The organism is Mesobacillus campisalis, assembly GCF_000986785.1.
Lineage (GTDB): Bacteria > Bacillota > Bacilli > Bacillales > Cytobacillaceae > Mesobacillus_B > Mesobacillus_B campisalis.
In genome coordinates this window covers 129,456-142,804 of the sequence record NZ_LAYY01000007.1, presented here as the reverse complement: position 1 = coordinate 142,804, position 13,349 = coordinate 129,456, and the positions used below count along the sequence as shown (strand labels likewise).

General features: G+C 45.5%; 15 protein-coding genes. 3 read left to right on the top strand and 12 right to left on the bottom strand.

Annotated features, from left to right (window positions below):
- Positions 1–49: 49 nt before the first annotated feature.
- Positions 50–3,289 carry a DEAD/DEAH box helicase gene (locus WQ57_RS08210; protein WP_046523264.1) on the bottom strand — a complete coding sequence of 1,080 codons (3,240 nt, stop codon included), beginning with the start codon at positions 3,287–3,289 and terminating at the stop codon, positions 50–52.
- A 130-nt stretch (positions 3,290–3,419) separates the two neighbouring features.
- Positions 3,420–4,016, bottom strand: coding sequence for a biotin transporter BioY (locus WQ57_RS08205; protein WP_046523263.1), 597 nt, complete (start codon positions 4,014–4,016; stop codon positions 3,420–3,422).
- A 184-nt stretch (positions 4,017–4,200) separates the two neighbouring features.
- On the opposite strand from WQ57_RS08205, the gene WQ57_RS08200 reads away from it, so the two are divergent.
- Both WQ57_RS08200 and WQ57_RS08195 read left to right on the top strand, forming a co-directional pair.
- Entirely contained in the window at positions 4,201–5,022 is an 822-nt protein-coding gene (locus WQ57_RS08200) for a Cof-type HAD-IIB family hydrolase (protein ID WP_046523262.1), read from the top strand.
- A 120-nt stretch (positions 5,023–5,142) separates the two neighbouring features.
- A complete protein-coding gene (locus tag WQ57_RS08195; protein ID WP_046523261.1) occupies positions 5,143–5,838 on the top strand; it encodes a YetF domain-containing protein in 696 nt (231 codons plus the stop codon).
- Positions 5,839–5,927: 89 nt separating this feature from the next.
- On the opposite strand, the gene WQ57_RS08190 is transcribed toward WQ57_RS08195, so the two are convergent.
- On the bottom strand, positions 5,928–6,128 hold the full coding sequence (locus tag WQ57_RS08190) for a cold-shock protein (RefSeq protein ID WP_046523260.1): 201 nt from the start codon (positions 6,126–6,128) through the stop codon (positions 5,928–5,930).
- A gap of 207 nt (positions 6,129–6,335) precedes the next feature.
- Entirely contained in the window at positions 6,336–6,821 is a 486-nt protein-coding gene (locus WQ57_RS08185; RefSeq protein WP_046523259.1) for a CarD family transcriptional regulator, read from the bottom strand.
- Between the two features lie 169 nt (positions 6,822–6,990).
- Here WQ57_RS08185 and WQ57_RS08180 point away from each other — a divergent pair, with 169 nt between their 5' ends.
- Positions 6,991–7,569, top strand: a complete 579-nt coding sequence (locus WQ57_RS08180) for a hypothetical protein (RefSeq protein ID WP_046523258.1) — start codon at positions 6,991–6,993, stop codon at positions 7,567–7,569.
- A gap of 179 nt (positions 7,570–7,748) precedes the next feature.
- On the opposite strand, the gene WQ57_RS08175 is transcribed toward WQ57_RS08180, so the two are convergent.
- The 8 genes from WQ57_RS08175 to cobS form a co-directional block, all read right to left on the bottom strand.
- Positions 7,749–8,990: an erythromycin esterase family protein gene (locus WQ57_RS08175; RefSeq protein WP_046523257.1), complete on the bottom strand. Its 1,242-nt coding sequence runs from the start codon at positions 8,988–8,990 to the stop codon at positions 7,749–7,751.
- Positions 8,991–9,174: 184 nt separating this feature from the next.
- A complete protein-coding gene (locus WQ57_RS08170; RefSeq protein WP_046523256.1) occupies positions 9,175–9,783 on the bottom strand; it encodes a histidine phosphatase family protein in 609 nt (202 codons plus the stop codon).
- The gene (locus WQ57_RS08165; RefSeq protein ID WP_046523255.1) at positions 9,776–10,504 is read right to left on the bottom strand and encodes a hypothetical protein; all 729 of its coding nucleotides are present in this window, start codon (positions 10,502–10,504) and stop codon (positions 9,776–9,778) included. The genes WQ57_RS08170 and WQ57_RS08165 overlap by 8 nt, the downstream gene beginning before the upstream one ends.
- Positions 10,501–10,998, bottom strand: coding sequence for an ECF transporter S component (locus WQ57_RS08160; RefSeq protein ID WP_046523254.1), 498 nt, complete (start codon positions 10,996–10,998; stop codon positions 10,501–10,503). Before WQ57_RS08160 ends, WQ57_RS08165 begins: the two co-directional genes overlap by 4 nt.
- Positions 10,982–11,575: a cob(I)yrinic acid a,c-diamide adenosyltransferase gene (locus WQ57_RS08155; RefSeq protein WP_046523253.1), complete on the bottom strand. Its 594-nt coding sequence runs from the start codon at positions 11,573–11,575 to the stop codon at positions 10,982–10,984. Before WQ57_RS08155 ends, WQ57_RS08160 begins: the two co-directional genes overlap by 17 nt.
- The gene (locus WQ57_RS08150) at positions 11,572–12,030 is read right to left on the bottom strand and encodes a bifunctional adenosylcobinamide kinase/adenosylcobinamide-phosphate guanylyltransferase (protein WP_046523252.1); all 459 of its coding nucleotides are present in this window, start codon (positions 12,028–12,030) and stop codon (positions 11,572–11,574) included. The genes WQ57_RS08155 and WQ57_RS08150 overlap by 4 nt, the downstream gene beginning before the upstream one ends.
- Entirely contained in the window at positions 11,964–12,599 is a 636-nt protein-coding gene (locus WQ57_RS08145; protein ID WP_046523354.1) for a histidine phosphatase family protein, read from the bottom strand. Before WQ57_RS08145 ends, WQ57_RS08150 begins: the two co-directional genes overlap by 67 nt.
- Complete coding sequence (cobS, locus tag WQ57_RS08140) at positions 12,557–13,342, bottom strand: adenosylcobinamide-GDP ribazoletransferase (RefSeq protein WP_046523251.1); 786 nt, start codon at positions 13,340–13,342, stop codon at positions 12,557–12,559. Before cobS ends, WQ57_RS08145 begins: the two co-directional genes overlap by 43 nt.
- Positions 13,343–13,349 lie beyond the last annotated feature (7 nt).

Below are 13,349 nucleotides of genomic sequence, written 5' to 3'. Positions count from 1 at the left end.
TAAAATTCCTTTTAAAGCATAAGGACACCGGCAGTCCCTTCTATGGCTATTAAATCATTAATATTTCGCGGATATCCTCATCAGTAAGAGACAAGGAACCCTTTTCCCCAGGATTTATGATTTCCTGAATCATGTGCCGCTTCTTTTCCTGAAGCTCGTTGATTTTTTCTTCAATGGTTCCTCTGGCTACTAATTTAATCACCTGTACCGTATTTTTCTGACCCATTCGGTGGGCCCTGTCTGCTGCCTGCTCCTCCACTGCCGGATTCCACCACAAATCATAAAGGATGACGGTATCCGCTCCGGTAAGGTTAAGCCCCGTTCCACCAGCTTTTAGCGAAATTAAAAACAGATCCCGTTCGCCTGCATTAAATCTGCTGCATATTTCAACGCGGTCTTCAGGCGCTGTACGCCCATCAAGGTAGAAAAAATCATATCCCTGGCCAGCAAGGTCCCGGCCTATAAGTTGAAGCATTGAGGTAAACTGGGAAAAAACCAGGACCCTTCTCCCTGTCTGCTGAGACTCCTCAATAATCTGCCTTAGCTGATTATACTTTGAAGAGCTCCCTTTATAGCCATCCACAAATAATGCCGGATGGCAGCAAATCTGCCTGAGGCGAGTCATGCCCGCAAGAATTTTAATCCTGTTTTTCCTTAAAGTATCCTTGTTAAGGTGCTTTAACGTATCATGGCGGAGCTTTGCCAAATAGGCGGCATACAGTTTCTTTTGCTCGGGAAGCATCTCGGAATATTCGATGGTCTCCTGTTTTCCAGGCAGTTCTGAAAGCACATCCTCCTTGAGCCTTCGGAGGAGAAAAGGCGCAATTCTTCTTGATATCTGCTCGCGGGTCAATTGACTGTACTCCTTAAGGCCCTTGAATAATCCAGGAAAAACAACATGGAAAATGGACCATATTTCTTCAACGGAGTTCTCAACAGGAGTGCCAGTAAGGGCGAAGCGATGGGTGCTTCCAACTCTTTTCACCGCTCTTGCCGTTTGCGTAATTGGATTTTTAAACGCCTGGGCTTCATCGAAGAATATAGTATGGAAAGTCATTTTTTCGTACCAATCAATATCCATGCGGAGCAGCTGATAAGAGGTTATAATTACATCCGGATTTCCCGTCTCCAGCGCTCTCAATCTCGCCTTACGCGGCCCATCTATGACACTTGCATGTACCCCGGGAGCAAACTTGCCGAGTTCCGCAAGCCAGTTATAAGTTAGCGATGAGGGACAGACGATCAGCACAGGGCTCTTGGTCCGGCGAATGACCGAGAGCTCTGAAAGAATGAAAGCAATGCTTTGAAGCGTTTTGCCAAGGCCCATGTCATCGGCGAGAATGCCGCCAAATCCATGGCTGGCAAGTGTCTTCATCCATTTGAAGCCTTCTTTTTGATACCTTCGCATAACAGTGTCCAATCCAGGAGGAACCTGAAATTCCTGCTTGCCAGGCTGGAGCAGGCTGTCAAGAAACTGGCGAAATGAATCCTCCCGTTGGATAACTTCTTCATTCTGCACACGATCCATCAGCCTGAGGCCTTCAACAACAGGCAAATTCAAAGTGTTCTCCCAATCCTCCTGCTGGATGGGTGCGGATATAAGGAAACGGCGGATTTCATCATACTCTTTTGCCTCAAGTGAGAGAAGGGCGCCGCTCCGCAGCCGGAAATACTTGCGCTTTTCTTCAAGTGCGGCCAATACATCCTTAATTTCCCTCTCTGGAATGCCGTCCAGCTCGAACTTGAATTCCAGCCAGTTGGTACGCTCCTTTTTGAATTTCACCCTGATTGCAGGCGGAGAGCCGGCCTTGAGTATCCTGTTTCTCACGGCAGTCGTAGCATACACTTGGACCAGCTTATGAAGTTTTGGTAGAGCATGATACAAAAATTCATATTCCTTTTCTTCGTTATGCAGAAAATAACCGCCTTCAGTCCTGGCAAAATCACTGCTCTCCAATATATCAATGATTGCGGCTTCCTTCTCGGTGTCCCTAATAAGAACATTGGAATATCCTGAAGGCCGTGACTCTGATGGCTGAATAACAGCCTGTCCATAATGAAACTCAAGTCCTGCCAGCAATCGGTCTTTCACCCTATCCAGATACAATTTGGCGGTCAGGGGCTTCACGGTAAACTCCCCCCAGTCAGAGCCGGCCAGTTGGACAGTGCCGATCCTTTTCAAGCCGGGCACTACCTTCTCAAAAAAGAGTTTTAGCTGATCTTTTGGGACTTGGATGGTGTTGGCCCCTGCCATCTCTAGCATCTTCTTCAGATTGGACAGCACTTCGCTGTTTTCACTGTTTAATTGAATCAGATTCCCTTCCGCCAAAACCTGTTCATATAAATTAAGCAACAAAAGGTCCTCCATCCCTTTCACTCGCAGCAAGCCACTATTATCCTCATTTTTTATAAATATGAACTCTAGTGGAAGCTGGTCCTCCACGATCTTAAAGCCATCCGTCAGACAGCCGCGATAATCAAGCTTAACCGAGGGGATTTGCGGCAGGAGGTTTATAATCGTCCTCCATGATGAAGAAGGAATGATCAGAGTATCTGGTTCGGGTTTAACAAATGTATGTAGTTTGGAAAGAAAGCTGGTCTCATCATCAAGCACCTGAATCAGCTGTTGAATGACAGCGTCGGAAATCCTGTCAAAACAATGCAGTGCGGGATCAAAGGAAGAGGATAACGAAAGAACGGATATTTCCCCATTTTTAACGTTTGCAAGTGTTTGGCGTATATCCTTTACAGCTATTCCTCCCAGTATCATCTGTACTCCCATCATATGAAACCCTCCAACGGAAACTGGTTTGAAAACAAAGGTTGACTGGATCACTTGCCTGTTTTCAAAATACTGCCGGCCTGCGCGTGGAGCTCTATTCGGCTTCTGCCCAAACAGGGAGAGCAGCCCTTCTGCCAAATTCCCTTCTGTGGCTGCAAAGTCGCTGTCACCATGTCCGGCAGTCTCCACGTTCTCTTCTGCCCGCAGTTCAGGAACCGTGCCAAGGCGCTGATGGTCCAATACCGCAAGCAGAACGGCAGCGGAGTGCTGACATTCCTTATGATACGATGAGAGCTTCGGGCAGCTGCATGAGACTATAAATTTTCCCTCATTCAATGCCCTGACGGTAACAAAAAATTCAGCGCTTCCCCTTACAAAGGCTTCAGCAAATCCTGTATCATATGACTTGAATTCCACTTTGTCGCTGCGGTAAAAACTTACTCCTCTTTTGAAGGAGACACTTCCGCACAACTCCCTGATGATATGCTCATTAATCTTTAAATTCACCTGTCCCACTCCATTCTGAGGGTTTCCGTTCCATTTTAGGTCAAAGTTGATTGTACCACATGTGAGTCGGCTTATATCTCAAAATGAAAAAAACCCAAGCATTTCTGCTTAGGCTCTATCCTGCCTTTTTTTAAGCGGTGCGTTTGTGATTCCTTAGCTGGCTCCGGCTGAGGACACTGCGATCAAAGCGATGCGCAAAAACGGCGGCACCAATAGTAAGTGCGATATCTTTTGGAAGTGGAGCGGCCATCCACAGCCATGCCATTCCATACGTGAAGCCTTCCGGGGCGGCTGCCCAAAGCTTATAGGCAAAATACATCCAGTTCGTTCCGAAGAAATAATTAATTGCCAATCCTGCTAGTGAGCCAATAATATAGGTGGATAGCGTTTGCTTCCTTTCCACAATCTTGCCGACGACGAAAGCGACAATGATAAAGGAAACAATAAATCCAAACGTCGGGCTGACGATGGTTGAGATTCCGCCTCCAAACCTGGCAAATATCGGCGCCCCTGCTAGCCCTACAAAAGCATAAACAGCCATGGAGATTGTCCCAAGCCTGCTTCCCAGCACTGCTCCAGCAAGAATGGCAAAAAATGTCTGCAGTGTGATAGGGACCCCGCCTACTATCATAAATGGAGCAATTGCTGTAATATTGGCACCGACCGCCATCATTGCGACAAACATGCCTGCCAGGCTGATTTCAAATGCGCTTAGTCTTTTTTTCATCCTTTTCCAGTCCCCTTTTAACTATTCTGAATATTAGTTAACCATAGAGTATAAGATTTTATTATTTGTGTCAACCGAAATTAAATGAAAGTTAACAATGAAAGCACCATCTTTTTTCCGCCCATTCATTATGATAATCTGATATAGTAGCATTTGATATGAACGAGAAAGGAATTAGCAAAACATGAACTGTTACTCCATTGATCTTGACGGAACGCTATTGGATTCCAACCAGGACGTATCTGAAGAAAATATAAAAGCCCTAACTGAATTGCAGGAACAAGGCCATTGCATCATTCTCAATACAGGACGTGCTGTTGGGGATGTGATTAAAATCAAGGCACTGGACAATCTTAAAGTACCGATTTTCTGTGTGAATGGTTCTATTCTATATTCCAAGGACCGTGAACTCCTGTACGAGGCAACCATTCCTGTCGGGACCTACCAGGAATTGTTCCCAATCTTAAGGAAACTGGAAGTTGGCATCCTGGTCTATACAAACCATGGAGGATACCCTTCCACTTTGCCGCCGCTGCATGGCAAATCAAAAGAGGAACTGGATACCCTGTTCGGGGAATTCGACTATGACGCCATCCTTGCATTGCCAGACCTGAAAATCTATAAGATTATCGCACTGGTCCACTATGATGAACTTGCGAGAATTGATGAAGTTAAAAAGGCTCTGGATGGCAAATACAACTTGTCAATGGCTTCGTCTTTTCCCAATAATGTTGAGATCACTTCCGGGGATGCCCATAAAGGCAAAGCTCTGCTCCGCTATCAGAAAATGATGAGCCTCTCGTTTAATGAGATCATCGCATTTGGCGATGGAGGCAACGACCTTGCCCAATTTGAGGTAGCCACTACATCCGTTGCAATGGCAAATGCACCGCTGCATATTCAGCAGGAAGCGGATATCATCACAAAGAACAATGACGAAGACGGAGTGGCTCATGCCATTCGCAACCTTTTACCTGCCAAGGATAAGGATATCCTTAATTTGTAATGTCGCCTGCCCCGGCCCCGCATGTAAATGCCGGGGTGATGTTTTTCACTTTGCATGCTCTTGGAAATGATAAATATTCCCATTAATATTGGGCAACATACCAATAAAGGTGGGTTATTTATGACATTGGCGGAATTGTTGATCAGGCTGCTCATCGCTTTTTTTGCCCTGGTTTTTCTAGCTAGACTGATGGGAAAAAAAGAAATCAGCCAAATGACCTTGTTTAACTTTGTTTCGGCCATGACACTAGGAACTTTAGGCGGGGCATTATTAATAGACCCAGCACTAAGCATCCTTCATGGGGTTATTACACTTGCGGGTTGGTCGGCATTGACGCTCCTTATGGGTTTTTTTGACATCAAATCGGCCAGATTCCGCAAATGGCTGGATGGCGAACCGGTTATTGTCATCAAGGATGGGAAAATCATGGAAAAGTCCATGAGGAAAGTGCAGTTGGATATCGACAGCCTGAGGACTATGCTTCGTGAAAAAGACGTCTTTTCCATGAAGGACGTCCATTATGCAATTTTTGAAGTTGATGGGAAGTTGTCAGTAATGAAAAAAAGCGGAATTCAGAATAAAAACAGAATGGGCCAAACAAATGGCATGCCAGACATCGTCTATCCATTCCCAACTGAGGTAATCTCGGATGGCATTGTGAATAGGAGCAATTTAAACAAGCTGAAACTTTCTGAGGATTGGCTTGAAGAGCAGTTGATGGTTCTTGGGGTTCCTTCTGTTTCCGAGGTTTTTTATGCAGAAGTGCAGCAGGATGGTTCACTATATATTGATAGCAGGCATGATTACCTTCATTGAATATTTGGATACATACACACAACTCCTTCATAGCCAAATGAACCAAATAAAAAAGACTCTCGGAATGAGAGTCTTTTATCTATTTGGTTTTATGCTTTGCGTACGTTAGCTGCCTGAGCACCGCGCTGGCCTTGCTCAACATCGAAAGTTACGTCCTGGCCTTCGTCTAAAGATTTGAAGCCTTCGCCTTGGATAGCTGAGAAGTGTACGAATACATCGTCTCCGCCTTCGCGCTCGATGAATCCGAAACCTTTTTCTGCGTTAAACCATTTTACTTTACCTTGTTCCATTTGTGTTTCCTCCTCGTGTGCCTGCGCACACATTTTGTTACTATCCTTGCTCAAACTTCAAGACAAACACCTTGCCGAAAAAACAAAAATAATTCTTCTTTACTATAACAGTTAATTTTTATAATTACAATGGAAAATTTTCCTGATTTGTTTATTTCTTATAACCAGCCCAAAATTTATTTTCATTTCCATTAACCGTAAATCGTTTTAAATGCTGGAAACTTCAAGCCGTTCATCCAGCAGTTTCCCAGCCTCGTCCTGAGTAATTCCCGCAATTATGCCAACTTCGCTGATAAGGATCTTACGGGCATCTTGAAGCATTTGCCTTTCACTCGTATTAAGAGGCTTCTTCTTGTTCATTCTCATAAGATCACGGACAACTTCAGCACCTTCAAGCAGATGGCCCGTCTTTAATTTAGCCATATTGTTGTTATACCTCTGCCTCCACGGCAAAGTGTCGTCACTTGGCCCGAACTGTAAACAGTTAAGCATGCTTTTCAGGGATATTTGATCTTCAACAGGACGTACACCTGAAAGGCCAATTTTGCCAGTTGGGATCATCAATTTCATTTTACTTGACATTGTTATCACAAAATATTTCTGTGATACCCCGCCAATCTCCTTCTCTTCTACCGCTTCAATCACACCTGCTCCATGCATTGGATAGACAATGTTGTCGCCTACTTGATACAAAGCTTTCCACCCCCATATACGAACTATTTCAGTATACAGGATACTTAAAAATTAATCAAATAAAATATAATATCACGCATAATACATTGTAGTCAACAATTTTTTTAACATTTTTTAATTGACAATTGGGAAAGCTAAACAAAAGACTTTCGAGAAGGGAAGAAGGTTTATGAAAAGATTCGCGGTCCTCTTGTTTGTGGCAATTTTAACAGCAAGTTTGGCGGGCTGTAAGGCAGATGACGAAAAAATTGTGATTATGGAAGATTTGAATAACCCTTCCAGGGAAAAAATCCGGGCAAAAACGCAAACAGACCCAAATGCCCGTCACATTCTTTCAACTCAGCCTGGCATAGGAGATGTTCGCCAGCATTTCGATAAAGCTTATGGCGAAAATATTGCTGACCAGGAAATTGCCCGCTATATGGGGGAGTTCATGATTGTCACATTTGAAGCTCACCGTGCCGTAAACGTTCAATATCAGTTCGCGTATCATCCAGGCGGAGGGCTTAATGACGAAGAAATCTATGCTTACTTGGATGAAAGGATCCCGCAAGACTCCATGAAGGTAAAGGAAGTAAAAGATGGTAACCTCGACCAGCGAATTATTCAATACAGAAGCAATTCACTCGCACGGTCGGTTGCAAAAGAAAGCTTCCGGAGAGATGAGCCAGGTACATTTACGGTTAGCATCTTCAAAAATGAGCGCGGAAAAGTCTCAGCTACCGTCAGCCTTGGACAAGCCAGGTAAAAACAAAGCAGAGCCAGGTGAACCTGGCTCTGCTTTGCTTTTCACCGAAATATTACCGCTTACTGCAAAGTTGGACTGTTTACGACGAATTGCATTCTCTACTTCAAAATCACAGCCTCTTACAACAATAAAAAAGGTTTTACAACAAAGCCGTTCATACAAACGACATATCCATCCATTTATCCCTGCATTGGTGTAAGCGCCTTTGTCTTATCAAGGAATATAAAGGCATCATAACGCTTCGACACGCGTGTGGGAACGTAATTGCCGAGGTGCTCGTATTCGGGGTTATAAACGACGCCAATTGCCCTGTGGCCAAGGACACCATTAAACTTCTGGGCATTTTTCTCATTAAAAATCAGGTACTTGTCGAAAGCCCCCGCTTGGTGGAGGACATCCTCCCAGCTGCCAATTTGGGCTTCCGGCACCGTCATTTCCTCCACTTTGCTTCCCCATTCCCTTGATGCAGTCACCGAACCGCGATGTGTACCGAAACCCACTGTATATACCCTGTCCCCATATGTCTCTCGAAGAAGCTGGCCCACATTTACCAACCCCTCATCGGCCATATCGGTTGCCCTGGCATCACCAATGTGGGTGTTATGCTCCCAGACCACAGCCTTGGCCCCTGCTCCATGTGAAGCCATGATTTTCTCCAAAGCGGTCACCATGTGGGTGTCTCGGATATTCCAATCATCCGGGCCTCCCTTTGCCATTGCCCGGTAATATCTCTCCGCATTCAGCATCACCAGGCTGTTCACTTCAAGATTCAAGTCGGCTTCCTCATCCTGGTCATATTTTTTGCGGTTTTTTTGAAGCTCGATCAGTACCTTGACCACTTCCTCGGTGCAGTCTTCTCCATAGTAAGAAGCGGAAATCGCATAATTCTCCGGACGCCGGTCAAACGGCTCAAAACAGGAAAATGCCTTTTTGGCTGCCTCAACATCCTGCGGGGCTATTTTCTCCAGCTGCCTGATCATCTCTTCCATCGATTCCCACAGACTGTATACATCCAGGCCATAAAAACCTGCTCGCTTTCCATTTGCTGCATTATAATTCTTCAACCAAGTGACAAAATCGAGCACTTCCCGATTCGACCACATCCACGTTGGCCACCTGTTAAAGTCCTGTAAGGCCTCTCTTGCAGTACCTTCCTTATATCCTTTTACATATTGGTTTACTGTAAAACAGGCGGGCCAATCTCCCTCGACAGCGACAAACGAAAAAGCTTTTTCCTTGATCAGCCTTTTTGTCAGTTCAGCTCGTGCACTATAAAATTCCGATGTACCATGAGACGCTTCTCCAAGCAATACATAATCAGCATCACCAGCTTCATTAATGATAGCGTCCAGGTCATCATAGGAATCAATTCTAAAAGCATGTTCTTGTATTTTCTTAATCAGCTCCTCATTTCTCCCCATTTTTTCGCCTCCATAGCGTATTTTTCCTATTTTACCCTGTTGGCAAAGGAATGAGATTAGAAAATAAAGGATAAAAAAGAGACCTGTCACACAGGTCCCTTAAAAATTTTTACCATACCCACCAATAATATAAATACAAATGCTGATTTCTAGATTCTCTTCATTTCCATGCAGCCATCTTCCCTTACTCGCAATGCTCAATGCATCCTTCAAGCAGCAGCTTTGTCTTTCTGTTATTTATTTCAACAATCGTCAGGCCTGTACCATGCAAATAAGGAGGCCGCCATATTTGCTCTATAGGTGCATTACGGCAAATCAAATAAGCTGCCTTCAAAAATACCCCATGTGTAACAACCAGGATATTTCCTGAGGAAGTTTCCTGTTCCAAACGATTCAAAAACGACTCTGCCCGTTTTTTCACCTCAAAAAAACTCTCGCCTTCCGGGTTTTGAAAAAGCTCAGGACGGTGATAGTAAAGGTAAAACTCTTCCGGATACTGTTCTTTGATCTCATTTTCTGTTTTTCCCTGCCAGTTTCCCAGGTATATCTCCATTAATTCTTCATCGGCCTCAATCCCAAGTGGCCGATTTCGTTTAAGGGCATTTGCTGTCTGCATCGCCCGCCCGCTAGGGGATGATATAATCCGGTCAAATTCTATATCCTTCAGCCGCTCCCCAAGCAAATAGGCATCACGCTCTCCCCTGGCGGTAAGCCTGGAATCCAGGCGTCCCTGAATCCGTTTTTCGGCGTTCCATTCTGTCTCGCCATGCCTTGTGAAATAGACTTTAAGCATCGGAGTCCCTTCTTTCTGTTACCGGATGGAAATAGCTCCCTGCAATTGACTTGATCTCCTCTTCTTTCTCCAGCGGAAAGACGATGATAAAGCAGGTGGCTGGCCCTGATGATTTAAGCATATCGAGTTCTGCAATCAGCTTTTCCTTTGTGAATGTACGATTAGCAAAAAGCTTGTTCAGCTCGGAAAGAATCCCTTTTGAGCCAACAGGCAGAAGGACGGGATATCCCAAGGAATGGAGCTGTGCGAAAAGTGATAAAGGGGCCGTCTCGCCGCTTCTTTCCAGCACCTCGCCACCAACCAGCGGACTCCCAATAACGGCGAGCCGTATGTCATCTGAATATACCAGCGGACCAGAAACCAAGCTTGTCGTTTTTCCAAGGACGCTAAGGCCAACAGCTGATTGATTTAGTGTAAAATTACTTTCAGTGCTGCCCGTTATCTTAACATCAGGCAGCTTCAGCTCGGCAAGGCCTTTTTTAACTCCCAGCTCCAGCTCCTCCCAGGCACTTTCCCCGCAGAAATTTTGAAGTGTGACAGCAAAAGGCTCTGCACCTGCGGCTAGGCACTCCATCGCAGCAACTCTTACAGAATAATAAGCTACTGTCTCATAATCAGTATACACAGAGTCCCCGGGTTTATTGCCAATGCTCCCACTGTTATCACTTGCGACGACGATGAATTCTTTATCATTAAATGGGAAGCTCAGAACATCTCTCATGAGTTAGTCTCCACGTTGCCCTTAAACATTTTTAGCACTCCTGCCAGCCTTGGGATCAACACGTACGCGAGAACCCCATTTAAAATTGAACCGGCTATTAACGAAGGAACGATGGCTAAATAGAAGGAGGTACCGAAAAAAAGGATAAACGGAAGTGGAGCAATCAGGCTGTTGCCGGCAATGAAGAGCAACACGGCAAGCATCCGCTTTCCTTTTTGATAAAAGTGGGCAAACAGATAAACCAGCACTGCCATTTCAGCGGCTACGAGAATATGGAATGCCCCCAACGGCAGTCCGCCCAGGACGGCAGATAGCAAGTGACCAAGCATGCCAACCACAGCTCCCGAAGGACCTCCCAGCATAGCGGCAGCCAACAGGGAAGGGAAAGCGTCCAGTGCAATACTGCCTATAATAGCTGGCACCTTCATCATGGAGCCGATTGCCGTCAAAGCAACGAGCATGCAACTCAGTGCAAATTTATTCACCCTTAACATCCTCTTTCCGCTTGCCTTCCCGGAATACCTTGGCACTCCGTGCATATTCAACATCCTTCTCACCCAGCCGGAAATTGATTACGCGTGCCAGTGCGAAAAAGTAATCCGACAGCCGATTAAGGTATTGCAAGGAAGCCTCTGAAACCTCAGGGTCCGCTTTTCTCAAAGACACGACCAGCCTTTCCGCCCTTCTTGTGACCGTACGGGCTATATGGATGGAGGCAGATGCAGGAGCGCCTCCCGGCAGGATGAAGCGCTCGAGTGCCGGAGCTTCTGCAATCAGCTCGTCAATTTTCTTTTCAAGGTAATCAACAGCTTCCCTCGTCAGTTTTAACTCCCTTTTTTTGGTTACATTTGCCAGGTCACCGCCGCAATCAAACAGTTCGTGCTGGATTTTTTCAAGATCCGCCAGTACATCGGCAAACACATTGTGGTCAAGCTGGGTAACGGCCTGGCCGACAAAGCAGTTTACCTCGTCAACCGTGCCATAGGCTTCGACACGAATATCATCCTTGTCCACCCTTCCGCCGATAATGCTCGTTTGCCCTTTGTCGCCTGTGCGTGTATATAATTTCATCCTCTTTGCCCCTTTTCTTTTAGTTTTAATGAAACTCCGTACCAGACCAGGTCTGCCTCATCCGCCAACCCCATTATCCTCTGATAAACCCATCCTGTGATGTCCCGCCATTTTCGGTCTGATTCAAGAGTGGGAACGATTCCTTTTGTGATATCAGTTCCTGCAAGGATCAGCTTCCTTTGAGGGTTCATGTTCTCCCAGTCAAGCCACACTTTCAATATCTCCGTCCACTCTTCCAGGAGGGCTTCAGGTTCGGAGGAACCAGCACCAGCCTTTATCCATTGTTCAATGCCTTCAATAATCACAATATTGTTGTCACTCCAATGGTACAATGTTTCGGGGAGCTTATCATTATTGTAAGCCGAAAGCCATAGGTGGGGGGCACTGGTCAGCCTGTATTGCTCCCTGATCCATTTTGCTTTTCCATTATAGGCGCCGCCTGTAACAAAGTGCACCGTTCTCCCCTCCTCCATTTATCTTCTTCCCAAACAAGTTCATATCCTGCACCATGGTCTATTTTCCAGTCCCAATAATCCTTTTTTTCGGGTGAAAATTTGGACAAGAGATACCGGATCACACCCCCATGTGTCATGACAGCTGCTGTGGCGATTTTCTTCTCTTTTATCTTCCTGGTGATTTCATTCCAGCCCATTTCCACCCGGAGAGCAAAGTCCGAAAAAGATTCACCCCCGGGTACTTTGGCAGTAAAAGGCTCTGAAAGCCATTTTTGATAGTGAGGGTCCTCTTTTAATTCTTCAAACACTTTCCCTTCCCATTCTCCAAAATGCATTTCCCTCAACTCACTCATGAGTTGAGGGTGAAGCTGGGGAAATAACAGGCGTGAGGTTTCGAGGCATCTTCCCAAATTGCTGCTGAAAAGCATAGAATAGCGGGCATCCGGTTTACCAAGTTTCCTTTTTGCATCGGGACATAGTGGGGAATCAGTCCATCCCAGATACGCATGCCTTTTATTGCCTTCTGTCAGCCCATGACGAAATAATGCAATAACCACAGTGTCATCCATAAAAGCAGCTCCGTCCCTTCCACGCTTGCGCCCAGTACATCTCCTGTCATCCCGCCAAACCATTTAGGTATTTTATGCCTGAGATAAAATAGGATAGCCAGAGTGGCCAGAACCATAAAAATAAATGAAACCGCCTGGTTCGTTGCCCAATATCCTGCCAGCGGGAAGAATAAATAAAGAGGATAGGCATAAAGCGTATATTTTGTGGTTGATTGCTGAAACAGCTGTCCAAGTCCTTCTTCCTTTGCCCCCTTTACGACAGTGAGCAAAACCCCCATCACCGCCCTGCTGAAAATAGGGATACAGGCAATCAGAAAATAGGAAAGACCACTCATCCTTGCCACTATCTCATAGATAAAAAAGAACCTTGAACTTAACAGGACAATGACAGACAATGCACCAAAAGCACCTGTTCGCGGATCGGACATGATTTCCAGCCTTTTCTCCTTATCCCTGAAGGAAAAGTAAGCATCGCTGGCATCCATCCAGCCATCGATGTGGATTCCCCCTGTAAGGATAATGCCTGCAAGCCAAACGGCAAATGCGGCAGTTAAGATGGAGAAAGAAGACCATTCCACCAGAATGTACAATAGCGCTGAATAGACAGCGCCCTGAAAAAGACCTAGCAGGGGAAAAGTTCTCACCGCCCTTTCCAGATGCCCTTTATCCATAGGCAGGGACAAAGGAATTGGAATACTGGTAAAGAATTGCATATTCAGCAGGAAACCTTTGATGTAACTCATTGGTTCC